The organism is Pseudomonas sp. NPDC096950, assembly GCF_044762525.1.
Lineage (GTDB): Bacteria > Pseudomonadota > Gammaproteobacteria > Pseudomonadales > Pseudomonadaceae > Aquipseudomonas.
Window position 1 is genome coordinate 1 of the sequence record NZ_JBIWEL010000013.1, and the last position, 22,445, is coordinate 22,445.

Below are 22,445 nucleotides of genomic sequence, written 5' to 3' on the forward strand. Positions count from 1 at the left end.
TAAGCTTATCCACAATTGCTGGGGCAAAAATCAGCAATCCGTCCTGGGTCAATTTTCAATCGGCAGGGTGGGTCAGTTTTCAATCAGCGCCAACACAACCTAACGTCATCACCAGCATGCCAAGGCTTCTGGGAGAGGACGGTCTAGGGCAGCTCTGCAATAGTACAGCTAAGCTGACAGACATGTTTTATTTCATGAAACGCATCAATGAAAACGGCGTGGGCTGATACACGTGACTCGTTTATGCCGGCCTGGTGCAATCCGCGCTGTCAGAGGGCTATCAGACGATTTGAGCGAGTGACACACACTGTGGGCCTGGCTAGTTGAATGCATACTGGGCGTGTAGTGCGCCGGTGCTAAAGGGTCAGCTCTAAGCGCTGTCTAGATTTGAGCCGTTTCCCATTGGAATGGTAAACTCCCGTGCAGTGAAGTGTAAGATCTATTGGACATGTATTTGTGCACCGGAGGGGAGGCATTTGTGTCCGTTGCGTACGTCATCTCCCAGAGAGTCAAACGCCTGAAGAAAGGGCAGCCCTTCGTCGGCACGAAGTTCGCCTCAGTCGGCTCTCGCTCTGCGGTCAATAAAGCACTTTCCAAACTGGTACTCGCAGGCTTACTAAAACGGGTGGCCCGAGGCGTATACATGCGCCCCAAGTTGAACAGCTACATCGGTCCAGTACGTCCGAGCCCACTCACGGTTATGAAGGTAATCACCACAGCTAACGGTGAGACCATACAGGTACATGGAGCGGAGGCAGTCCGCAGGTTGGGCCTCAGCACACAAATGCAGGTGCTCCCAACTTATTATACAAGCGGCTCTTCGCGCGAAATCAAAATCGGGATTGCCTTGGTGCGTCTCAAGCATGTATCTAAAGACCGCCTTCAGCATGCTGGTACGAATCTGGGATTAGTACTCACGGCTCTCTACTACGTTGGAAAGCGGGGGATGTCCAAGGAGATTCTGTCAAAAATCACTGATACGCTGAGCAATGAAGAATTTCGCAAGCTTCTAGATTGCAAAATGCCGAAATGGATGCGGTCCTGCCTTACCTCATAACCTATCAGTTGGAGCTAGCGCGACGGCGAGGAATTATGGCTGCGTTGTTCAGCGGCTGCGCCCTGACTAGGTGAGCGGGCGTACAAACGCCATTAGCCACCCAATCGTGGCTATGCCCTCAAAAACTGACATGACCGCAGACATACCGTTCGCCCGTTGCGACCCAGAGCTTTAGCAAGGATGAGGACCAGGCTTGAATTAAGCTGATAGGCGTGCACCTTTCGTAAGTGACAGGCGCGGTGTACGGTGGAGCTTGCATATTATATCAACCTTCACCCTGAACTTTTGCTGAAGCTGCTGGGAGATCGAAATGACCATGCCGGAAGAGCGCACTCGCGCGGTGATTCAGACTCGCGAATTCTTAGTTGAGCTATACCGCGATAAATCTCTTCCCGAAAAAGTTCAGCGCGATGCCAAATTTCTTTTGCGACATTACCCAAGCAAAGCTGACATGGTGCTAGCAGCCCGACTCGAGGAGCAACCCGCTTTGTTAACAGAGCTCATCGGGCCCGTTTTCAGCTTACCAGGCGATGATTGAAGCAAAGCTTTCTCGCCTGCGCTCTATTTTATCGGGTGTGACGGAGATCGGTCTCTGCACAGAACAAGACACGCATAGCAGGGAGTGTGAGATCGAGGTCGTCCCTCAACGAATAGGTAGAGCCGCTGGTCACCTTGAATACTAGGAATGGGCGCCATCCGTTGGAGCTTCTACGAGCGAGACCTGTTGCAGCGGCTCCATTAACCATCTGGCTTGACCATTCATATATGGCGGGGTTACCAACTGCACCTGCTCGATCCACGTTCGTGTCGACTGGTAATCGACGTACTGCTTAAGCTCATGGGCGTGATATAGCATCAGCATGGTGGCATTTAATTCCCGCCCATAGCGGCGTACCACCTGTAGGTAGAACCAAGGCAAGATCAACTCCTGCTCGACGCAGCTCCATAATTGTTGGTTGGGAGCGGAGCACAGCTCATCGGGCAGCTCCAATCCGATTTCTGAATGACGGTAAGTAGTGAACATAGCCACCTCAAAATGAACACTATAGATTGTAGCTCTATAGGTTTCGAGAGCGCTTCATCGTTCCTTTTGCGGAATCGGCAAATTGGAACTCAATACAGCGTTTGGCCTTGCGCTCAAACAGGTCCGTAAGCGACAGCAGCTCACCCAAGAAGACTTTTCAAATATCAGCAGCCGGACGTATCTGAGCACCTTGGAGCGAGGCTTGAAAAGTCCCACACTGGAAAAGCTGGAACAGCTGTCCTCAGTGCTCAACGTCCATCCACTGACCATGATGGTTGTTGCATATATGCACAAAGAAAATCGGCAAAATGTATCCGATCTTCTCAAAAATATTGAAATCGAATTAGCTTCGCTTTCACCCAATGACACCGTTTCACTTGCACATGATCAAAAGAGTCCGAGCCAACCATAAGCCTATCCGGGCGCCGAGAATGGCAGCCTTGCAGCGTATTGCAATGGCAGCCTGTCTACTCCTGCAACACTTCAATCAGCTTCTGGTTGTAATCGTCAAGGTGCAGTAGGAATTCGTGACAACCATGACCTCATCACAGCCGTAGAACGCTTTAGCAGAGATCGCCTGCAACACCGCAGCGTTGCCCACAGAACCTGTGGAGTTTTTGGCCTGTATGACCATGTTCTTGCCTACCCATCCGAGGCCGTTGGTCATTGATAAACCCCTAACTCAACCCGCTCCAGGTAGTCTTCGACAGCCTGAAACCCAAGAGAGTTATCGATAAGATCAAGAGGGACGTTACCTGCAAGGTGCTTACAAGGTCGATCGAGCCATTCTTCGGCAAGCCGCTGTGTGCCAAAAACAGTCGTCGCGTGTTCTAGAACCTTCGCGTATTGAAAGGCCACCGCGCTCTGCTGGACGTTAAGGCGAGCTGTCTTCGAGTCATCATCCTGACGTTGGCTCGTTCGGATGGGCTTGCCGACGATCCGCCCGATGACCCTCGATGACGAGTAAAGCTCAGAGACCGAGAGCATGGCCTGAACATCTTTGAGGGCGAACCCCTCCCTGGCCAGCAAGAAAATACTGAGCTGGCTGAGCTGTTCGATTTTGACTTGGGTCAAGTATTCCGTAGGCTTACGGGCTGGTGTCGATTTAGCTGTTTGGGTAGGAGGAGCAACCATCTGGCTGACTTCGTTTGCGACATTTGAAGCTAGCCTAGCTCGATTTGATGCGTCGCGCATGGTGGCCTGCACCGAATTGATCAGGTCGTCCGGTAGGTCGCCCAACGTAATTGAAATCCTGATGGGCACATTGACGTTGAGGTTGTAAAGGTCGGCTCCCCAAAGGGAGCACTACGCCTGGCGCCAAGACAAAGCTCGATGGCATCCAGGATGGTAAATTTTCCGCTGTCACCCGGCCGAATCAGGCAATTGAAGCCCGGCGGAGGGTGACTAGTAATTTCGCAAGCGGCCAGCACGCGAATTCCCGAAATCTGAAAACTACTCTGCATGATCTTGCTCACCGTTCGCAGTTCGAACCACATCGGCCATCACCTCTAAAGCCCAGCAACCGCAGCACCGACCCGAGTAAAGAAAATATAGTGAATCAGTCTGGACAGGTCGCAGCAGTAAAAAATTGCTAGCGCGACAGGGACTGAAGTATTAATTGGATATGACCGCAGATTTTCGCAGCGGCCGTGAAAACCCCGAAGTAATGTATGGATAGCGCTTGAGAGGGAGGTTATCTTGCGATTTGTTCACGTTTTATCTGCAAAATTGCTTCGGCGGTCTATTAGCGGTCAGGTGAGCAGGTACATGATTGAGGTAATTCTGTAAGTGAGACTTTCAGGGGTGCTCGATAAGATCTGAGTACGAGTAACTAATTGGCCAACAGCTAGCGGTTGATCTAAAAAATAAAAAAAATCGATCCTCTTGTTGTTGTATCCCCATTCGGCTGAATACTTACAGTGAGTACCATCTTCATCGATCAGAAGTCCAGGATATATTTCATTTTCTTTGCCATTCCATTCGATAAGGTGGCAATGCATTTTTTCCGAGACAAGCTTTGCATTTGACAGGATGGCATGGATGCAAATGGCTTGGGACTCATCATCAGTCCACACCAAATCGATCTGAACGGCTGTCTTGGTCATGGTTGAATCTCGTCATTGGTGGCTGTGCCAATATTAGGCCGTTAGCGCGGGGGCGCCAAGTCTGTAGGCTGCCAGGTCCGACGTGGCAGATAATCTCTGTACAAAATGGATTAAAAATCAAAAATGGTATGTGGACTCACGATTTCAGATAATTAGTAGTCGTTTTTTTGGTATTTAGTTCGGTGCGCTTGAGAGGACCTTGGAAGAAGTTCCACTCAGGCACATCATTTAACATAATATACATTACACGTAACAAGATGTTTCAGTATTAGCCTGGTTGCCTACAGATTACAGCTCTCCACCCAAGGCTCATGGCTCAAACGATTTCTCACTCAAGCCCACCCTGGTCATTACGCCTGCGTCAGCTTTTCAAACAATGCCGAATGCTCGGGAAACTGTTCCGTGAGTTTCTGCCTGTCGCCCATTTCCATATCTGCAAAATCAAACCCTGGCGAAACGGCTTCACTGATCAGCCCGTAACCCGAGGCCCCATCCTTCAGCTGAGAAGCCTTCCAGACACCGCCAGGCACGTGCAGCTGTAAACACTCACCAGTAACGACGTCGCTGCCCATCACCACAGTTTTCAATGTGCCGTCCGGGAAAATCAGGCTGTACTGAATCCCGTCGCCCAGATGGTAGTAATGCACGATGTCCGATCGGTTCAGGTGAAAATGGCCGATGGGCGAATCCTCGGTCAGCAGGTAATAAATGGACGTCATCCAATAGCGCTGGCCACCTTCGATCTCGACCATCGCACGGTGATCCGATTGAAAGGTTCTGCGGTAGTAACCGCCTTCCATATGAGGACCCAGTTCAAGTGCCGCGATCAGTTCTTGAGCGCTGGGTTGACTGTGCGCCATCCTGTTTTCTCCTTCTGAGTGAAGCCGATTTCGCTGTGCTTTTAATAACTAAACTAAACGACCATTTAGTGTAGTTATAATTATTAATTATATTATGACTCTTCAAATATGCGCGCCCTGCACGTCTTTGACGGCAATATTCAGCCGGTTTCTACCTTGGGATTTTGCTGAATAAAGTGCGCGGTCAGCCTTTTCGATCAGCGTTTCTTCATCGCTGTCGCTGTCATAAGCATCATAAGTCGCCAACCCCAGGCTCACCGTCACGATGCCGAAAGGACTGGTCACATGCGCAACCCGTTCATCCTTCATGCCGAGCAAAATCGCCTCGGCTACTGAGCGTGCGCCCGCTTCGTTGGTATTGGGCATCACCACGGCAATTTCTTCACCACCATACCGCGCGGCCATATCGCCTGGACGTCGCACGCAACGTTTGATCGTCCGACTGATGATTCGCAGGCACTCATCACCCGCGAGATGGCCGTAGTGATCGTTGTAGCGCTTGAAGAAATCCACATCAATCAGGATCAATGACAACGGGCTGCCCTGTCGCTTGGCGCGCTTGAATTCGACATCCAGGAATTGATCGAAATGCCGGCGGTTGGCCAGGCCGGTGAGCTTGTCTTCGCTGGCCAGGATCTCCAGCGTATGGTTGAGTTCGATCAATTCGGTCTGGGTAGTGCGCAGCTTTTTCTCGGCGCCGATCCGACGATTGATATGGGAAATCAACCGTCGTCCTAACGCAATCAGCAGTCCCAGCAGCACGGCGACCACCGCGACCGATTGTTCTGCCTGGCTCCACCACGCTTGCATCGCCTCCCTCTGCCCCACTGCTACCGTTGTCACAAAAGGGTACTGATCGCTTCGTTTAAAGGCGTAGATGCGGTGAATGCCGTCGACTTTTGAAACGAAATCCACGCTACCCGATGACGCTTTGCGCAGGTGCTCGGAAAATATCGGTGCGGGTGACAAATCAAGGCCGATGTCCTCTTCCTTGAAAGGGTATCTGACCAACAGTCGCCCTTCAGACGTGGTCAAACTGATCGCGCCAAATTGCCCGACGTGAATGGTCCGATACAGCTTGAGGAAGTGTTCGAGGCTGATGGTGGCTGCAATGACCCCGGCGAAACGGCCATCCGGATGATCGAGTCGCCGACTGACCGAAATCACCCAGGTCCCGGTGGCACGACTGAGGATGGCCGGGCCGATAAACAGACCTCGATCGGGATTGTCGCGATGATGTTTGAAGAACGCACGATCCGCATTATTGCTGCCCGATGACACCGGTTTATTGGTCGAGAACGTCCAGTCACCCTCCGCGTCATACAGCACCACGCTATTCAATTGCGACAGCGCTTGCATCTCTTGTGCGACCAGCGCTCTCAAGCGTTCAAGTTGCTGCGGGCCGGTGCCGTCTCGTTCGATCCGTTCGGTCAGGCCCAGCAATACCAATTCACTTTGCTTGAACGTGCCTTCGGTATACGTGTTCAGGGCGTTGGTCAGGTTCAACGTATCGGTCTGGATATCCCCTAGCGTGCTCTGTCGGGAGGTCCAGATCTGCCAGGCAGTCATCAGCACCATGGAAATACACACCAGGGCGGTCAGCAACGTGGCAAGTCGAAGGTCGCGTATCAAGGGATTACCGAAGCGGTTAACAGGTTGGTTAAAAGCCCGCGCAGTATAAGCGCCTTCGAACAGCGGAACACTTCAAATGCTCGAGATACAGGTGCGGCTGAATCACGCATCATCAACCGCACCTGGTTCTTAATGGATCATGATGCTGTTGTAATCAGTGGTCAGCACCTCCAGATGAGTCTTGTATCGATTCAGAAACCTCGACAGTTCGGCCTCGGTGTAATCGGTACTTTTCAATTGATCGAGACTTGTTGAAAACCCCAGCCACACACCCACTACTGAAATGATTTCCTCACCGACTACGCGACGCTGGCGGCTTATTTCCACGACGGCGGTAATATCGGACAACGCATCTTCGGCAATCTGAAGGTCATGGTTCAGCCCTTCCATCAACAACGTCAGGCTCTGGATTTCCTTGTCCAGATTGTTCCGTGAGGTCGCGAGCTCGCTGTATTTAATGCCGTCGGATACAACGCCCAACACTTTCCTGACCAGTTCAATCCCCTGCTTCACCGCTTCTTTTTTTGGGTTCTCGATGTCCAGGCCATCCAGTGCTTCACCATCCGGAATGTAGTTCTGGTACATGTCGGCCAGGTTGAACTCGCGAATCACATCCTGCGCCTTGATCAGTGCGTCTCGCTGCTCTACGCATTTCGCTTTGGTCAGGCTGTGATCATTCAATGTCAGCAGGATTCTGGCCTTGCGGTCCCTGGCGACCTTCAGCGGTTCATCCGCTCGTTCATCGATTTCGACCTTATATACGCTGCGCACTTCGTTCTCGAGAAACCGCGAGCGGTCAGTGAACTTTGCCTCAACCCCTTCCAGCATCGCCTCGATGTTGCGTTTGATATTCACGACTTCTTCGCTGACCATTTCCCGGTCTTTCGCCGTCAGGTCGTTCCTGGCCAAGGCGTCGTTCAATTCTGCGAGGGCCTCAAAGTAGCTTTGCCCGGAAGCGCTATTGAGCGCGGTCAGCAGCACGGGAAAAGATTCCCGCATGGTTTTATCAATGTTGTTCAAATACGCGGCTACCCGTTGTGCCCTTTCCTGCAGAACGTCAGACCGGTCCTGTCGAAAACCGGCCAGGCGCGAGATGTCGCGAATGGTTTGAATGATTTTTTTAACGTCAATCGCGGGAATAAGCGAGGTGTCGATCGGTGTCACATTGTTCATGGCAGTCATCCTTTGGTCGCCGGGCAATCAGTTGAAGTTCTTTTTGTATTCTTCAAGGGCTTCGTTAAATACGCTCACCAATTCACCAGCGGTGTTTTTAACGTCGCGCCACGGATCAATCACCATCGCAAACTCGGCGACAAACGAGGTCAGGCGCAACGCGTTGTTGATTCGCCCGAACTGTTCGGCCGATGAGTCAATTTTGCTCAGGATGGTTTGCCACATGGTGTTCAGGATATTGAGTGCGGCTTCCGCGCCAGCCATGCGGATGCCGATGTCGCCAAAGTTCGACAAGGAACTTTCCATGGCGCTCTGCAAGCCTTCCTTGCCACTGACAGACAACTCCAAGGCGTCCACCTCGGTCTTCAGCGCATTACGTTCTTTACGGGCGGTTTCCGCTTTCGGGCCGAAGATCGAACCTGAAATAGGCCAGAAAATCGGCAAGCCACCGGAGAACGACATGCCGACGTAATAGTCGTAATCCTTGTCCAGTTGAGTGATCCGGTCTTTCTTGGTACGGATGGTTTCCTTGGTACTGGCAATGGACTCGAGCAAGCTGTTGCGCTCCATCAAGTCATACTTGCTCTTGACCTCGGACTGCAAGCCAAAGACCCGTTTGCCGCTCGACAATTCGCCGCCAGCCAGTTCGATCTTGAAGTTTGAGATGCGGTCCTTGAGCTCTTTCGTCGCGCTTTGCTGGCGTTTGATATCGACCTTCATCAGCTCAATGATTTCCGTCACGGCCGACGCGACTTCACCATCATCAGACGTGTATCGGATGCCTTCGAGATCATGATTGCTCAATTGGCCCAGGGTGGTTCTCACCCGCTCCATGATCGGCATTTCCTTGATCACGGAAATAATCTCGCCACCACTGCTGACAATGTTTTTGGCCGCAGAACTCAAGTCGATACTTTGCTGGACAATCTTGTTTTCCACCGCATCCCAACTGGAGGCATGAATCCGGATTTTCTTGAACAACACCTGAATATCACTGGGCTCCAACCCGGGAATATCCAGTTTGGTGTATTTCAGGTACGACTCGACTTCCGGCAGTTCGCTCGGCAGCGAGAGGCCCTTCTTCACATACTGTTTGATCTTGATGACATCTTCTTTGGTAAAGACCCCGGCGCTACGCGCCACACCAGGGTATTCGCCGGAAATCAGATGAAGCACGGCTTTGGGAAGATCATTACTCACTTCTGCATCTTTCAACTCAACAGCCATCGTAGTTGCCTCGGTTCGTTAATATCGATACACCCGTTGTACCGACGAACAGAAACTAGATGAGCTTGGTGCTGCGTCAAATGACCTGAATGATCACGGAAATCGTCAGGCCGTTGATTTGAAAAGGAATATTTCCCTGGCTCAAACTATCTGGAAACATTGAGCTACATATACAGGACATGTCCTACAGACAAGTATTAATAGCTGCCTTAGTTACACTCTGCTTCCACGCTTGAGTGTTTCACTCGGCAACTCCTTGAACAATGCGTGGTAACTACTGGAAAATCGCCCCAAGTGCCAGAACGACCAATGCATCGCCACTTCAGCAACTGTCGTGTCCATTGTTGTCCGGCTGAGCAGTTCACGGTGTGCACTATTGAGCCGGCGCAAACGCAGCCAATGGGTCGGCGTCATCCCGGTAAAGGCCTTGAACGCATGCTGCAATTGACGCAGCGATACCCCCGCCACTTGGGAAAGCTCCAGCAGATTGAGAGTTTCTTCCGGTGCATCAGCGGCCCACTCCCCTACCCGTTTCATGATCGTCCGTTCTTCGGCACGGCGCTGCAGGCCGCCGCGGTCCAGGCGCACGCAAGCGTTGTCGAGGATGTACAGGCAGTCTTCCAGCAGTTGCAGGGTCAACGCCTCACGGCTGGGCGGATCGAGCGTCTGCGCCAGTCGGGTCAAGGTCGTGCTGAGCCAACGGCTGAACAACGCGTTCTGCTGGCAATTGAGCGGCGACATGAACAGGCCTTCCAGCCGCGCCACGTTCAAGCCATGGCGCTGGACGAACTCCGGGCCGAACACCACTGCGATTTCCTGGTAGTTCTCCGGGGTGATCCAGATGTTGCGACTTTCACCATTCAGCACATACAGCGAGTTGTCGCTGCGATCGAAACAGAACGCCAGCGAACCTTGGGGCGCACTGAAATTCTGCTCGACCCGGGTGTTCATGTGCTCTTCGTAAATCTCCACGCCTTGCAAGTCCAGATAGCGCACCAGCCCGGCGAAATGCCCCGGCGACATCTGCTGGTAATGCTGCACCCAACCCGGTGTGGCGCGGATTTGCTCAGCGACATCGGCGGTGTTGAAGGCTTGGACTTGTAACGGATTGCACACTGTCATGGGTGACCTTACGCACTCGTTTGGTGCGTTTTGGTGCTGCTTAAAGTGGATAGATGGAACCGCAAGGCTCGCCCAAGATAGTCGTCAACGCGCTTCAGGGGAAGTGTCTGTCGGATGCGACCGCCCTCCCCGGCGTTACTAAAACCAATAACGAGGTCTTTATGAATGTCCCTTTCGATCAGCTGTTCACGTGGCTGAAAGATCACAAGATTACTGAGGTCGAGTGTGTGGTCAGCGACTTGACCGGCATCGCTCGCGGCAAGATTGCACCCACCAACAAGTTCCTGCATGAGCGAGGCATGCGCCTGCCGGAAAGTGTACTTTTGCAAACAGTAACCGGGGATTTTGTCGACGACGACATCTACTACGACCTGCTCGACCCGGCGGATATCGACATGATCTGTCGCCCGGTGGCGGATGCGGTCTACGTGATTCCATGGGCCATCGAGCCCACCGCCATCGTCATCCACGACACCTTCGACAAGTTCGGCAACCCGATCGAACTGTCGCCGCGCAACGTGCTGAAGAAAGTCCTGCAGCTCTACACCGATAAAGGCTGGAAGCCGATTGTCGCGCCGGAAATGGAGTTCTACCTGACCCAACGCTGCGAAGACCCGGACTTGCCGCTCAAGGCGCCGCTGGGCCGTTCCGGTCGGGCGGAAAGCGGTCGGCAGTCGTTTTCCATCGACGCCGCCAACGAATTCGATCCGCTGTTCGAAGACGTCTACGACTGGTGTGAACTCCAGGGCCTGGACCTCGACACGCTGATCCACGAAGACGGCCCGGCGCAGATGGAAATCAACTTCCGTCACGGCGATGCCCTCGACCTGGCAGACCAGATCACCGTGTTCAAGCGCACCCTGCGCGAAGCGGCGCTCAAGCACAACGTCACCGCGACGTTCATGGCCAAGCCGATCGGCGACGAGCCGGGCAGCGCCATGCACTTGCACCAGAGCGTGGTGGACATCGCCACCGGCCAGCCGATCTTCGCGGATGCCGACGGCAAGATGAGCGAGCTGTTCCTGCATCACATCGGCGGTCTGCAAAAGTACATTCCCAAAGTGCTGCCGATGTTCGCGCCGAATGTGAACTCGTTCCGCCGCTTCCTGCCGGACACCTCGGCGCCGGTGAACGTCGAATGGGGCGAAGAAAACCGCACCGTTGGCCTGCGAGTACCGACCTCCACCCCGGACGCCATGCGCGTTGAAAACCGTTTGCCGGGCGCCGACGCCAACCCGTACCTGGCGATTGCCGCGAGCCTGTTGTGCGGTTATCTCGGCATGGTCGAGAAGATCGAACCGAGCGCCGCCGTGCAGGGCCGCGCCTATGAACGTCGCAACCTGCGGCTGCCGATCACCATCGAAGACGCCCTGACCCAGATGGAAGAATGCGAAACCGTTGGCCGCTACCTGGGCAGCAAATTCGTGCGTGGGTACGTCGCGGTGAAGCGCGCCGAGCATGAAAACTTCAAGCGCGTGATCAGCTCCTGGGAGCGGGAGTTCCTGCTGCTCAGCGTCTAAACCGCATCTCCCTGTGGGAGCGGGCTTGCTCGCGAAGACGTCAGCACAGTCAACATTGATGTCGCCTGACACACCGCTTTCGCGAGCAAGCCCGCTCCCACAAGGGGAAATTGTCAACGCCTGAAAAATCCAACAACTCAAAGAGGTGTCGAATGCGTCTATTGAAATCCGTGGTTCCGGTCGCGCTGGCCATCCTGTTCAGTGCCGGGGCCCAGGCCCAGCCACAGGTCAGCGTCTACAACTGGACCGATTACATCGGCGAAACCACCCTCGCCGACTTCCAGGCCAAAACCGGGATCAAGGTGATCTACGACGTCTTCGACTCCAACGAAACCCTCGAAGGCAAACTGCTCGCCGGGCGCACCGGGTATGACGTGGTGGTGCCTTCCAACCACTTCCTCGCACGCCAGGTGAAGGCCGGCGCGTTCCTTAAACTGGACCGCTCGCAATTGCCGAACTTCAAGAACCTCGACCCGAAACTGCTCGCACTGCTGGAGAAAAACGATCCGGAGAATGCGCACTCGGTGCCGTACCTGTGGGGCACCAACGGCATTGGCTACAACGTCGACAAGGTCAAGCAAGTGCTGGGCATCGACCACATCGATTCCTGGGCCGTGCTGTTCGAGCCGGAGAACATCAAGAAACTCAGCCAGTGCGGCGTGTCGATGATGGACTCGGCGGATGAAGTGTTCCCGGCGATCCTCAACTACATGGGCATGGACCCACGCAGCGAAAACCCGGAAGACTTCAAGAAAGCCGAAGCCAAGCTGTTGAGCATCCGCCCGTACATCACCTATTTCCACTCTTCCAAATACGTGTCGGACCTGGCTAATGGCGATATCTGCGTGGCCTTCGGTTACTCCGGCGACGTGTTCCAGGCCGCGAACCGCGCGAAGGAAGCAAAGAACGGCGTGAACATCGCCTACGCCATCCCGAAGGAAGGCAGCAACCTGTGGTTTGACCTGTTGGCCGTGCCCGCCGACGCCGCCAACCCGAAAGAAGCCCACGCCTTCATCAATTACCTGCTGGACCCGCAAGTGATCGCCAAGGTCAGTGCCTCGGTGGGTTACGCCAACCCGAACCCGGCCGCCAAGCAATACATGGACGAGGCGTTGGTGAACAATCCTGAGGTCTATCCTTCCCAGGCCGTCCTCGACAAGCTCTACATTTCGACCACCCCGCCCCAGGCGATCATGCGGCTGATGACCCGTTCCTGGAGCAAAGTGAAGTCCAACAAATGAATCAGTACAGCAATGAACACGCCCTGTCCTATTACGCCGCCACGGCGAAAAGTCTGGCGCCCTACCCCACGCTGGCCGCGGACCTGGAGGCCGATGTCTGCGTGATCGGCGGCGGGTTTACCGGCGTCAACACCGCCATCGAACTGGCGCAGCGCGGGCTCTCGGTGATCCTGCTGGAAGCCCGGCGCATTGGCTGGGGCGCCAGCGGGCGCAACGGCGGGCAGTTGATTCGCGGGATAGGCCATGACGTCAGCGGGTTCGCTCGTTATGTCGGCGTAGAAGGCGTGCGTTATATGGAGCGCGCCGGGGTTGAATCCGTGGCGCTGGTGGGTGATCGCATCCGTGAAAACGGGATCGATTGCGACCTGCGCTGGGGCTTCTGTGAACTGGCCAACACAAAGGCACAATTTGCCGCATTCAAGGCTGAGCAAGAAGATTTGATTCAGTCCGGCTACGCCCATGAAACCCGGCTGGTCAGCCCGGAACAGATCCGCCAGCAAGTGGTGAATTCCGGTGTGTATGCCGGCGGTTTGATCGACATGGGCTCGGGGCACTTGCACCCGCTCAACCTGGTCCTCGGCGAAGCGCGACTGGCGGAATCCCTTGGGGTGCGGATCTTCGAACAGAGCCCGGTGCTGGAGATCATCCATGGCAGCACCGTGCAGGTTCGTTGTGCCGGTGGCACCGTGCGCGCCGGCAGTGTGGTGCTGGGCTGCAATGCGCATCTCGAAGAACTCGAACCGAAACTCAGCGGCAAAGTGCTCCCGGCCGGCAGCTACATCATCGCCACCGAACCGTTGTCCGCCGAGGTCGCCGCGCAGTTGATCCCGCAAAACCTCGCGCTGTGCGACCAAAAAGTCGGCCTCGATTACTACCGGCTCTCGGCGGATCGGCGTTTGCTGTTTGGCGGCGCCTGTCACTACTCCGGGCGCGATCCCTCGGATATCGCGGCTTATATGCGTCCGGCGATGCTCAAGGTGTTTCCGCAACTGGCCAACGTGCGCATCGATTATCAATGGGGCGGCAAGATCGGCATCTCGGCCAATCGCTTCCCGCAAATCGGTCGCCTGAGCCAGCACCCGAACGTGTTCTACGCCCAAGGCTATTCGGGCCATGGCCTGAACGTGACCCACTGGTGCGCGAAGCTCCTGGGCGAAGCGATCCACGCCGGGCACAGCAAAGGTTTCGACGCGTTCAGCGCCGTGCCGCACATGACCTTCCCCGGTGGCCGCGCCCTGCGTTCACCGCTGCTGGCGCTAGGCATGTTCTGGTATCGCCTGCGCGAAATGCTCGGTTAACCCCCCTTCCCCCGGCAAAACCTTACCCCTGTGGGAGCGGGCTTGCTCGCGAAGGCGGTGTGTCAGTCGACATCGGCATTGATTGACATGACGCCTTAGCGAGCAAGCCCGCTCCCACAGGGAGGGCGTGCATCCCATTGAACAGCCTTTTAATTTGCTCTATCGCGAGGCACTTCTATATTGAGGAGGTGCTCTGACTTTCCTGCCTCCTTGCGAATGCGACCCATGGCCAAAACTGACCAGTTGATCATCTGCGAGCACTGCGACTGCGTGTATGAAAAAGTCACGCTCGCCAAACATCAGAAAACCCTGTGTACCCGCTGCGGCGGCGTGCTCCAGCGCTATAACGGCCTGACGATAGAGCAGCGCCTGGCCCTGACTTTCACCGCGTTGATGCTATGGGTGTTTGCCAACTTCTACCCGGTCATGAGCATCAGCCTCAAAGGCCTGAAAAACAGCGCCACGCTCTGGGATTCAGTACTGGCCCTGAGCCTGGGGCCGATCACGTTTATCGCCCTGGTGGCGGCGATTTCCATGATCATCGCGCCGATCTTCCAGTTGTTGCTGCTGATCTGGGTGTTGAGCTTCGCCCTCAAGGGCCAGCGCTCGCCGGGTTTCCGGTTCTGCATGCGCTGGCTGGAAACGCTCCGCCCCTGGAGCATGCTCGAAGTCTGTCTGCTGGGAGCGATGGTCGCGGTGATCAAGCTCGCCGGGTTGCTGGATGTGCTGCCCGGCATCGGCCTGTTCGCCCTCGCCGTGCTTAGCCTGATGATGATCCGCATCGCCGGGCGCGATATCCGTGATCTGTGGGACATCCTATGACAACGCCTCCGGTCGCCAGCGAACTCGGTTTGTGCCTGTGTCACAGCTGCGGAATGGCCTGTGACATGACCAACGAGCCGCACGAATGCGAGCGTTGTGGCGCGCCACTGCATCGGCGCAAGACCAACGCCCTCGCCCGAACTTGGGCCTACATGTTCACCGCCCTGGCGTTCTACGTGCCGGCCAATCTGTTGCCGGTGATGAACACCAAAATGGTCGGCAACGGCGCCGACAGCACCATCATGAGCGGCGTGCTGGAGTTCTGGGAGGCCGGGGCCTGGGACATTGCCCTGATCATTTTTATCGCCAGCATCGCGGTGCCCGGCATCAAGTTCGTCGCCCTGACGCTGCTGCTGGTCACCGTCCACCGCGACAGCTTGTGGGCACGCAAAGAGCGCTCCAAGCTGTACCGTTTCGTCGAGGTCATCGGTTACTGGTCGATGCTCGATGTGATCGTGGTTGCTTTGGTCGCCTCTTTGGTGAAATTCCAGGCCCTGGCGGATATAGAACCGCGCCCGGGCATTCTGTTTTTCGGCCTGGTGGTGGTGTTCACCATGCTCTCGGCGATGAGCTTCGATCCCCGGATGATCTGGGATAAAACGCCGGATCAACCACAAAACGAGGAGGACATGGATGAAGTCGCAAGCCACTGAAGGGCCGCAAGCCCCGGGTCAGGCCAGTATCAAGACTCGTCGTTTCAGCGTCTCGCTGGTCTGGATCGTGCCGATCGTGGCGGTTCTCGTGGGGATCTCCCTGGTGGTGCACAGCCTGATGCAGGAAGGCCCGACCATTGTCGTGACCTTCAAGACCGGCGACGGCCTGACCGCCAACAAGACTGAGGTCAAATACCGCAACGTGGTGATCGGCCATGTCTCGGACGTGGAATTGAGCAACGACCAGAAGAGCGTCGACGCCACGATCAAGTTGTCCAAACAGGCCGAAACCTTCACCCGCGAAGACTCGCAATTCTGGGTGGTGCGCCCGCGCATCGGTGCTGGCGGTGTCTCCGGCATCGATACCTTGCTGTCCGGGGACTACATCGGCGCCGATATCGGTCACGCCAACGGTCGCGCGAAGAACTTCAAAGGCCTGGAAAACCCGCCGCCCATCACCTACGGCGAGCCGGGTAAGCGCTTTACCCTGCATTCCCAGGACCTCGGCTCGCTGGACATCGGTTCACCGGTTTACTACCGCAAGATTCCGGTCGGTCAGGTCGTGGCTTACGCGCTGGATGCCGACGGCAAAGGCGTGAATCTCGAAGTCTTTGTGCACTCGCCCAACGATGCCTATGTCACCGAAAACACCCGGTTCTGGAACGCCAGTGGCATCGACCTGAACATCGGCGCCAACGGCTTTGCGGTGAAAACCGAATCGCTGTCCTCGTTGCTGGTGGGCGGCATTGCCTTTCTCGCCCCGCAATACAGCCCCAACGATCAACCGGCGACCGAAGAGAAAACCTTCGAGCTGTTCGACGACCAGACCACCGCCCTCGCCCCGCCCAACGGCAAGGCGCAATACCTGAGCCTGCGTTTCGACCAGGCCCTGCGCGGGCTCAAGGTCGATGCGCCGGTGGAATTCCTCGGCATGGAAATCGGCAAGGTGGTGGCGGTCAATCTGGATTTCGACGAGAAGAAACGCAGCTTTCCGGTCAACGTCGGCATCGTGATCTACCCGCAACGGCTCGGTCAGGCCCACACCAAAATGATCAAGGCCTTGATGCATGACCCGAATGACGAAGCCGCTGGCGTGCGTTTGATGGGCACCTTTATCGAAAACGGCCTGCGCGCCCAGGCCCGCAGCGGCAACCTGTTGACCGGTCAGTTGTATATCTCGCTGGATTTCTACCCGAAAGCCGAGAAAGTCGCGTTCGATCCCAACGCCCGGCCGGTCAGCATTCCGACCATCCCTGGCAGCCTCGAGCAATTGCAGGAAAAACTCGAGGCCATGGTCAACAAGATCAACCAACTGCCGGTGGAACGGATTGCCAGCAACCTCGACAGCAACCTCGTCGAGCTGCGTAAAGGCCTGGCGCAATTCAACGCCAAGACCCTGCCCGGCGTGCAGACCACCCTGGCGGACGTCAGCAAGACTTTGAATTCAGCCAGTTCGACCCTGGCCGAAGACTCGCCGCAACGCGAACAACTGACCCAGACCCTGGACGAACTCAAGCGCATGTCGCGTTCCCTGCGTGAACTTTCGGATTACCTCGGCCGCCACCCGGAATCGCTGATTCGCGGCCGCCCCGACAACGCCGCGCCGGCCGATCTGCAAGGACCACCGCGCAACTGACCACAGGAGCAACACCCATGGCTTTTTCGCCGAAGTTCACCTTGGTCGCCGCGTTGTTGCTGCTTGCGGCATGCCGCAGCGATCCGATTCACTTTCACACCCTGACCCCGGCGCAACCGCCCCGGACCAGCGGCGACGAGATCAAGATCGAAGGCATTAGCGTGCCGCCCCAGGTCGATCGTCCGCAGATCGTCATCCGTCAGGGCAACAGCGGCCTGTCGATCCTCGAAACCGATTGGTGGGGCGCGAGCCTGTCGGATGAATTGCGCAGTGCGCTGGTGGATCAACTGTCCAACAGCAATCCCCAGCGCAAGGTGTCGTTGCGGGTGGATGTGCAACGTTTCGACTCGATTCCCGGCCAGTACGGCTTGATCGACGTCAAATGGCGCCTTCGGCCTCTTGGGGCGGGTGATAACGCGCTGGTCACCTGCCGCAGTACGTTGCAGACGCCTTCAGGACCGTCGATTGAGGATCTGGTGACGGCTCAGCAGAACAACGTCAAACGCCTGGCCGCGGTGATCAGTCAAGCGGCTGCTTCGCAACGGGGTTGCCCCGCCTCTCTCTGAGTGACACACCTGTAGGAGCATGGCTTGCCCGCGATGGCGTCTTTAAGGGCGGCATCGCGAGCAAGCTTTGCTCCTACGGATGTAACTTCGCCAAGAGTGTTTGATATTGAATATCAAATACTGCGTTTAATATGACAACTCCGTGACCCCCAAACTAATAGGTGTAGCCGTTTATTGTCTGCGCAAATTTTTCACATCCGTTTCACCACGCTCACACGTACCGCCCCTTAGTGTGCCGAGCATTGCAGAAAGTTTGACTAAGCAACTTTCAAGAGTGTCGTTAAAGGGGCAACACCGTGTTCGAATCAGTGTCATCCGCCATGCCATCTCGTCGTTGGCAGCCATCACGACTCACCCGGATTATCAGCCTGTCAGCGGTGCTGATGGCGGCTGCATTGGTGACGGGTTTCGTCCTGTGGCATCGATCCCCGGCCGACCTCGGCAGTGCGAATTTGCAGACCCGTGCCGAACTGCTCCAACACTGGCGCGCCGGCGAAGTGGTGGTGCTGGTGCGTCATCCCGAGCGCTGCGACCGTTCCAGCAACCCGTGTCTGGGCCCGGCCGACGGCATTACCCGGCTTGGCAGTGAGTCTGCCGCAGCGGTGGGCCAAGGCTTTAATCATCTGGGCATGGCACAAACCGATGTCTTCACCAGCCCCGTAACCCGCACGGAGCAAACGGCGCACTACATGTTCGGCAAGGAAGCGCTGACCCAGGAATGGCTGGCCAGTTGCGGCACCACCCTGCGCAACGATGTGGTCGCGCACAAAGTTGCCCATCGCAATACCGTGCTGGTCACCCACAGTGGTTGCATCAGCGACTTCGAAGTGCAAACCGGCTTCAAGCACGCGGCCGCCAGCCAATACAGCAGTTCGCTATTTGCCAGTATCGGCGCCGACGGACAACTTAAAGTTATAGGCGTACTGAATGACGCTGATTGGCATTCGCTGTCGGGCGATAAAACGCTGAAATAATCTGCCCCATCGTTAGATGACTAATGTTGAAACGCTTAGTTCGTCGATTTATCGCGCGCGCTATTAAAGCTTGTCTGGTTGGAATTCCTTCAGGAACGGTTCAGTCGGGAAGGTTGATAGTTCTCTGGATCCACTGCGTCCCTGCGTTAAGGTCGAGTCATGACGTCCCACAACAATGTGTTGCAACACCCGGCGCTGAAAATATCCCGCCGCCCTGCCCCATCTGCCGTCGAACGCTGGATCGTTCCCGGTTTGCTCCTGGCCTTCGTGCTGTTCTATTTGTTGCCGCTGGTGAGCCACGGCTTGTGGATTCCCGACGAAACCCGCTATGGCCAGATCGCCCAGGAAATGCGCCTGAGTGGCGACTGGATCGCCCCGCACTTCATGGGCGTCCGCTATTTCGAAAAACCCATCGCCGGCTACTGGATGATTGCCATCGGCCAGGCTGTGTTCGGCGACAACCTGTTCGGTGTGCGGATCGCCTCCGCGCTGAGCACCGGGTTCAGCGTGTGGCTGACCTACATGATCGCCCGTCGCCTGTGGAACGACCCGCGCAAAAGCGGCGCCTGTGCGTTGCTCTACATGAGTTTCGGGCTGATCGCCGGGCAGGCCGGTTATGCCAATCTCGATCCGCAGTTCACGTTCTGGGTCAATTTGAGTCTGGTGGCGTTGTGGTTTGCCATCGACAGTCCTTCGGGTAAAAAGCGCCTCGGTGCCTGGGCGGTGTTGGGGGCGGCTTGCGGCATGGGTTTCATGACCAAGGGTTTCCTCGCCTGGCTGTTGCCGGTACTGATCGCCCTGCCCTACATGCTGTGGCAGCGACGGTTGGGTGAACTGCTGCGTTATGGGCCGATTGCGCTGGTGGTCACAGCGGTGGTCTGCCTGCCGTGGGTGCTTGCCATTCACCATCAGGAACCGGATTTCTGGCGGTTTTTCTTCTGGAACGAGCACATTCGCCGGTTCGCCGCCGACGATGCGCAACATGCCCGGCCATGGTGGTTTTACCTGCCGTTGCTGGTGGCTTCGAGCATGCCGTGGGCCGCGTTGTTACCGTCCACGTTTATCCAGGCGTGGAAAAACAAACGTCAACCGGCTATGGGTTTCCTGCTGCTGTGGCTGCTATTGCCCCTGGCTTTTTTCAGCCTGAGCAGTGGCAAGTTGCCGACCTACATCATGCCGTGCCTGCTGCCGCTGGCGTTGCTGATGGGGCATGCCGTGGTGAGTCTCGTAGATCAGGCGAAAGACCGGGTCATTCGCCTCAACGGCGCGCTCAATGTGTTACTGGCCAGCGCTGGCCTGATCGTCTTGATCTACGTCCAGGCGACCAAGGAAATCTTCGAAAACACCGAGATGTTCAGCCTGTCCCTGGCCTACATCGTGTTGGCCGGCTGGATCATCGCCAACGCGCTGCAAGTCTCGCGGCCTTTGGTGTTCTGGGCTGCGCCGGCGCTGGGGAGCTGGCTGCTGGTGGCGCTGCTGCCAGCCGCGATGCCGGCGACGATCGTCAACAGCAAGATGCCAGACCAGTTTATTGCCGAACACCTGGATGCCTTGGGTCAGACCACCTCGTTGTTGAGTAACGATTTGGGCGCGGCGTCGGCCTTGTCCTGGCGACTGAAGCGGCCACAGGTGGATCTGTTCAACACCGTTGGCGAGCTGAAATATGGCCTGGAGGATCCGGCCATGGACTCGCGCAAAGTCACCAAGGACCGCGTCGGCCAGTGGATGATCGAAGCGCGCAAGAAAGGCTCGGTTGGGGTGGTGATGCGGGTCAACAGCGTGCAGGAGGTTGAGGAAGTCGCGTTGTTGCCGGTGGATGGCAAGCGCTATGAGCGTGGCAATCTGGAGATTCTGATATTCCCGCAAACCCCACCCTGATCCCACAGACCAACACCACCCCCTGTGGGAGCGGGCTTGCTCGCGAATGCGGTGCATCAGTCAAAGCAGATGTCGACTGACACGACGCCTTCGCGAGCAAGCCCGCTCCCACAGGGGCTCGCGGTGCTCATTCAAGTTCCAGGAAAACCCTCCATGAAGTTCCAGACAAGTGACAGGGCCGCGTTGTGGCTCCTGCTGGGCGCGACGGCGCTGATGTTGTTGTTGGGTTTGGGCTCGCGGGAGCTCTGGGGCGCGGAAACCCGTTGGGCCAACATCGCCCTGCAAATGTTGCAAAGCGGTGACTACTTCGACCCGTACCTCAAGGGCGGCCCGTATTACGACAAACCGCTGCCGTCCTATTGGTTGATCACCGCCACGGCCTGGCTGACCGGCGGCCTCGGAAACTGGTCCTTGCGCCTGTCTTCAGTCATCTCGGCGTGGTTGAGCGTGTGGCTGGTGTACTCGCTCGGCGAGCAATTGTTTCGCAAAGGCACCGGGTTGATTGCCGGGTGGATGCTGGCGACCACCTTCTATTTCGTCTTTTGGGCACGGGTGGCCACGGCCGACATCCTGACCGTGTGCGGCGTGCTGGCGGCGGTGTGGTGGTACTGGCGCGGACCGGACGACACCCGCCTCGTCCGCTACCTCGGGTTTTTCCTGCTGCTGTCGCTGACCTCGCTGTTCAAAGGCCTGATCGGTTTCATCCTGCCGGGCTTGCTGCTGTTGCCGCATCTGCTGCAGGACGGTCGCTGGAAACGTCATCTGAATCTGCGCATGTGCGTGGCGCTGGTGATCGCCGGCGGGTTCTACATGGCGCCGTTTATCCTGTCCCACTTCTACGGCGCGCCGACCTATGGCGAAAGTGGCCTGGGCCTGGTGCTGCGGGAAAACGTCGTGCGGTTTTTCCAGCCGTTCGACAACATCGGGCCGATTTACACCTACCTGATTTACCTGCCGGTCTACACGCTTCCCTGGGCGCCCGTCTGGATCATCGCGTTGTGGGTCGCGGTGCGGCGCTGGCGCAGCGTCGAACCCAATACCCGCTGGCTGATCTGGGGGCTGGCTTTGCTGATGCTGTTTTTTACTGCCAGCGGTAGCCGCCGCAGTTACTACGTGTTGCCCTTGGTGCCGTTCGCGCAATTGCTCGGTGCCTGGTGGATCACACAACGCAACCCGGTGAGTCGTGGCTGGAAGATCGGTTTTGGTGCGGCAACCCTGCTGTTGCTCGCAGTGCTGGGCGTGCTCTACCCGTGGACCAACGGCGGTGGCGGTGTGATCCGGTTCGGTGAGACGGTCAAGCTTGAAGCCAGCAGACGTGCGCCGCTGAAGGACTGGCGCATGGTCATGATCGAAGTCGATAACAAAGTGCCGATGTACCTGCAAACCGGCGGTGCACCGTTCTATTACGTGCGGGAAAACCAGGACTTTCCACGCTCCGGCGACAGCGCCGCGTTGATGAGCTGGCTGGACACCACCAGCGGCCAGCACTGGGACCCGCAGCGCACCATCATCGTGGCGCACTACCGCAATGGCGATGCGCTGCCGCTGCATTATCTGAGTGTCGACCATCAAGTCATAACCACCACGCCTACCCATGGCGAGCGGATGTTTCATGGCCGGGAAGACCAGAGCGTGGCGTTCATCCCACAGTCCTGAC

The 22,445-nt window shown here is 56.6% G+C and carries 23 protein-coding genes and 1 pseudogene; 14 read left to right on the forward strand and 10 right to left on the reverse strand.

Annotated elements, in window-relative coordinates; genetic code table 11:
• The 3 genes from ACIQY3_RS19675 to ACIQY3_RS19685 all read left to right on the forward strand — a co-directional run.
• A partial coding sequence (locus tag ACIQY3_RS19675; protein WP_403022353.1) for a hypothetical protein occupies positions 1-227 on the forward strand: 227 nt, incomplete at its 5' end.
• Between the two features lie 251 nt (positions 228-478).
• Positions 479-1,057: a DUF6088 family protein gene (locus tag ACIQY3_RS19680; protein WP_403022355.1), complete on the forward strand. Its 579-nt coding sequence runs from the start codon at positions 479-481 to the stop codon at positions 1,055-1,057.
• Between the two features lie 310 nt (positions 1,058-1,367).
• Positions 1,368-1,595, forward strand: coding sequence for a BPSL0761 family protein (locus ACIQY3_RS19685; RefSeq protein ID WP_403022357.1), 228 nt, complete (start codon positions 1,368-1,370; stop codon positions 1,593-1,595).
• Positions 1,596-1,736: 141 nt separating this feature from the next.
• On the opposite strand, the gene ACIQY3_RS19690 is transcribed toward ACIQY3_RS19685, so the two are convergent.
• The gene (locus ACIQY3_RS19690) at positions 1,737-2,081 is read right to left on the reverse strand and encodes a hypothetical protein (RefSeq protein ID WP_403022359.1); all 345 of its coding nucleotides are present in this window, start codon (positions 2,079-2,081) and stop codon (positions 1,737-1,739) included.
• Positions 2,082-2,163: 82 nt separating this feature from the next.
• Between ACIQY3_RS19690 and ACIQY3_RS19695 the strand changes: the two genes are divergently transcribed.
• On the forward strand, positions 2,164-2,493 hold the full coding sequence (locus tag ACIQY3_RS19695) for a helix-turn-helix domain-containing protein (RefSeq protein WP_403022361.1): 330 nt from the start codon (positions 2,164-2,166) through the stop codon (positions 2,491-2,493).
• A gap of 105 nt (positions 2,494-2,598) precedes the next feature.
• Here the strand turns inward: ACIQY3_RS19695 and ACIQY3_RS19700 are convergent.
• From ACIQY3_RS19700 to ACIQY3_RS19740, 9 genes and pseudogenes are all read right to left on the reverse strand, one after another.
• Positions 2,599-2,724, reverse strand: a pseudogene (locus tag ACIQY3_RS19700) (restriction endonuclease); the annotation flags it as partial.
• Between the two features lie 20 nt (positions 2,725-2,744).
• Positions 2,745-3,215: an antitoxin Xre/MbcA/ParS toxin-binding domain-containing protein gene (locus tag ACIQY3_RS19705; RefSeq protein ID WP_403022752.1), complete on the reverse strand. Its 471-nt coding sequence runs from the start codon at positions 3,213-3,215 to the stop codon at positions 2,745-2,747.
• An 80-nt stretch (positions 3,216-3,295) separates the two neighbouring features.
• On the reverse strand, positions 3,296-3,577 hold the full coding sequence (locus ACIQY3_RS19710; protein WP_403022363.1) for a hypothetical protein: 282 nt from the start codon (positions 3,575-3,577) through the stop codon (positions 3,296-3,298).
• Positions 3,578-3,832: 255 nt separating this feature from the next.
• Positions 3,833-4,186: a hypothetical protein gene (locus tag ACIQY3_RS19715; protein WP_403022365.1), complete on the reverse strand. Its 354-nt coding sequence runs from the start codon at positions 4,184-4,186 to the stop codon at positions 3,833-3,835.
• Between the two features lie 350 nt (positions 4,187-4,536).
• On the reverse strand, positions 4,537-5,046 hold the full coding sequence (locus ACIQY3_RS19720; RefSeq protein WP_403022368.1) for a cupin domain-containing protein: 510 nt from the start codon (positions 5,044-5,046) through the stop codon (positions 4,537-4,539).
• 102 nt (positions 5,047-5,148) lie between these two features.
• Positions 5,149-6,624: a diguanylate cyclase gene (locus tag ACIQY3_RS19725; protein ID WP_403022755.1), complete on the reverse strand. Its 1,476-nt coding sequence runs from the start codon at positions 6,622-6,624 to the stop codon at positions 5,149-5,151.
• Between the two features lie 183 nt (positions 6,625-6,807).
• Positions 6,808-7,851, reverse strand: a complete 1,044-nt coding sequence (locus ACIQY3_RS19730; RefSeq protein ID WP_403022371.1) for an alpha-xenorhabdolysin family binary toxin subunit B — start codon at positions 7,849-7,851, stop codon at positions 6,808-6,810.
• Between the two features lie 27 nt (positions 7,852-7,878).
• Complete coding sequence (locus ACIQY3_RS19735) at positions 7,879-9,051, reverse strand: alpha-xenorhabdolysin family binary toxin subunit A (RefSeq protein WP_403022373.1); 1,173 nt, start codon at positions 9,049-9,051, stop codon at positions 7,879-7,881.
• A 240-nt stretch (positions 9,052-9,291) separates the two neighbouring features.
• The gene (locus ACIQY3_RS19740) at positions 9,292-10,200 is read right to left on the reverse strand and encodes a helix-turn-helix domain-containing protein (RefSeq protein WP_403022375.1); all 909 of its coding nucleotides are present in this window, start codon (positions 10,198-10,200) and stop codon (positions 9,292-9,294) included.
• A 161-nt stretch (positions 10,201-10,361) separates the two neighbouring features.
• On the opposite strand from ACIQY3_RS19740, the gene ACIQY3_RS19745 reads away from it, so the two are divergent.
• From ACIQY3_RS19745 to ACIQY3_RS19790, 10 genes are all read left to right on the forward strand, one after another.
• A complete protein-coding gene (locus tag ACIQY3_RS19745; protein ID WP_265038632.1) occupies positions 10,362-11,720 on the forward strand; it encodes a glutamine synthetase family protein in 1,359 nt (452 codons plus the stop codon).
• 152 nt (positions 11,721-11,872) lie between these two features.
• A complete protein-coding gene (locus ACIQY3_RS19750; protein WP_403022379.1) occupies positions 11,873-12,961 on the forward strand; it encodes a polyamine ABC transporter substrate-binding protein in 1,089 nt (362 codons plus the stop codon).
• The gene (locus ACIQY3_RS19755) at positions 12,958-14,259 is read left to right on the forward strand and encodes an NAD(P)/FAD-dependent oxidoreductase (protein WP_403022382.1); all 1,302 of its coding nucleotides are present in this window, start codon (positions 12,958-12,960) and stop codon (positions 14,257-14,259) included. The genes ACIQY3_RS19750 and ACIQY3_RS19755 overlap by 4 nt, the downstream gene beginning before the upstream one ends.
• A gap of 225 nt (positions 14,260-14,484) precedes the next feature.
• Positions 14,485-15,081, forward strand: a complete 597-nt coding sequence (locus ACIQY3_RS19760) for a paraquat-inducible protein A (RefSeq protein WP_403022384.1) — start codon at positions 14,485-14,487, stop codon at positions 15,079-15,081.
• Complete coding sequence (locus tag ACIQY3_RS19765) at positions 15,078-15,734, forward strand: paraquat-inducible protein A (RefSeq protein ID WP_403022386.1); 657 nt, start codon at positions 15,078-15,080, stop codon at positions 15,732-15,734. The genes ACIQY3_RS19760 and ACIQY3_RS19765 overlap by 4 nt, the downstream gene beginning before the upstream one ends.
• Positions 15,715-17,370 carry an intermembrane transport protein PqiB gene (locus tag ACIQY3_RS19770; RefSeq protein ID WP_403022388.1) on the forward strand — a complete coding sequence of 552 codons (1,656 nt, stop codon included), beginning with the start codon at positions 15,715-15,717 and terminating at the stop codon, positions 17,368-17,370. Before ACIQY3_RS19765 ends, ACIQY3_RS19770 begins: the two co-directional genes overlap by 20 nt.
• 17 nt (positions 17,371-17,387) lie before the next feature.
• Entirely contained in the window at positions 17,388-17,936 is a 549-nt protein-coding gene (locus ACIQY3_RS19775) for a membrane integrity-associated transporter subunit PqiC (RefSeq protein ID WP_403022390.1), read from the forward strand.
• 320 nt (positions 17,937-18,256) lie between these two features.
• Positions 18,257-18,910, forward strand: a complete 654-nt coding sequence (locus ACIQY3_RS19780; protein ID WP_403022392.1) for a histidine phosphatase family protein — start codon at positions 18,257-18,259, stop codon at positions 18,908-18,910.
• 159 nt (positions 18,911-19,069) lie between these two features.
• Positions 19,070-20,788, forward strand: a complete 1,719-nt coding sequence (arnT, locus tag ACIQY3_RS19785; protein ID WP_403022394.1) for a lipid IV(A) 4-amino-4-deoxy-L-arabinosyltransferase — start codon at positions 19,070-19,072, stop codon at positions 20,786-20,788.
• Positions 20,789-20,941: 153 nt separating this feature from the next.
• Complete coding sequence (locus ACIQY3_RS19790) at positions 20,942-22,444, forward strand: ArnT family glycosyltransferase (RefSeq protein WP_403022396.1); 1,503 nt, start codon at positions 20,942-20,944, stop codon at positions 22,442-22,444.
• Position 22,445: the final 1 nt, after the last annotated feature.

Bases quoted from the DNA above. Each gene is read 5' to 3' on its own strand.
- ACIQY3_RS19685 (WP_403022357.1), top strand. From the start codon at position 1,368: ATGACCATGCCGGAAGAGCGCACTCGCGCGGTGATTCAGACTCGCGAA.
- ACIQY3_RS19690 (WP_403022359.1), bottom strand. From the start codon at position 2,081: ATGTTCACTACTTACCGTCATTCAGAAATCGGATTGGAGCTGCCCGAT.
- ACIQY3_RS19705 (WP_403022752.1), bottom strand. From the start codon at position 3,215: ATGGTTGCTCCTCCTACCCAAACAGCTAAATCGACACCAGCCCGTAAG.
- ACIQY3_RS19710 (WP_403022363.1), bottom strand. From the start codon at position 3,577: ATGTGGTTCGAACTGCGAACGGTGAGCAAGATCATGCAGAGTAGTTTT.
- ACIQY3_RS19715 (WP_403022365.1), bottom strand. From the start codon at position 4,186: ATGACCAAGACAGCCGTTCAGATCGATTTGGTGTGGACTGATGATGAG.
- ACIQY3_RS19720 (WP_403022368.1), bottom strand. From the start codon at position 5,046: ATGGCGCACAGTCAACCCAGCGCTCAAGAACTGATCGCGGCACTTGAA.
- ACIQY3_RS19725 (WP_403022755.1), bottom strand. From the start codon at position 6,624: ATGGTGCTGATGACTGCCTGGCAGATCTGGACCTCCCGACAGAGCACG.
- ACIQY3_RS19730 (WP_403022371.1), bottom strand. From the start codon at position 7,851: ATGAACAATGTGACACCGATCGACACCTCGCTTATTCCCGCGATTGAC.
- ACIQY3_RS19740 (WP_403022375.1), bottom strand. From the start codon at position 10,200: ATGACAGTGTGCAATCCGTTACAAGTCCAAGCCTTCAACACCGCCGAT.
- ACIQY3_RS19745 (WP_265038632.1), top strand. From the start codon at position 10,362: ATGAATGTCCCTTTCGATCAGCTGTTCACGTGGCTGAAAGATCACAAG.
- ACIQY3_RS19750 (WP_403022379.1), top strand. From the start codon at position 11,873: ATGCGTCTATTGAAATCCGTGGTTCCGGTCGCGCTGGCCATCCTGTTC.
- ACIQY3_RS19755 (WP_403022382.1), top strand. From the start codon at position 12,958: ATGAATCAGTACAGCAATGAACACGCCCTGTCCTATTACGCCGCCACG.
- ACIQY3_RS19760 (WP_403022384.1), top strand. From the start codon at position 14,485: ATGGCCAAAACTGACCAGTTGATCATCTGCGAGCACTGCGACTGCGTG.
- ACIQY3_RS19765 (WP_403022386.1), top strand. From the start codon at position 15,078: ATGACAACGCCTCCGGTCGCCAGCGAACTCGGTTTGTGCCTGTGTCAC.
- ACIQY3_RS19770 (WP_403022388.1), top strand. From the start codon at position 15,715: ATGAAGTCGCAAGCCACTGAAGGGCCGCAAGCCCCGGGTCAGGCCAGT.
- ACIQY3_RS19775 (WP_403022390.1), top strand. From the start codon at position 17,388: ATGGCTTTTTCGCCGAAGTTCACCTTGGTCGCCGCGTTGTTGCTGCTT.
- ACIQY3_RS19780 (WP_403022392.1), top strand. From the start codon at position 18,257: ATGCCATCTCGTCGTTGGCAGCCATCACGACTCACCCGGATTATCAGC.
- arnT (WP_403022394.1), top strand. From the start codon at position 19,070: ATGACGTCCCACAACAATGTGTTGCAACACCCGGCGCTGAAAATATCC.
- ACIQY3_RS19790 (WP_403022396.1), top strand. From the start codon at position 20,942: ATGAAGTTCCAGACAAGTGACAGGGCCGCGTTGTGGCTCCTGCTGGGC.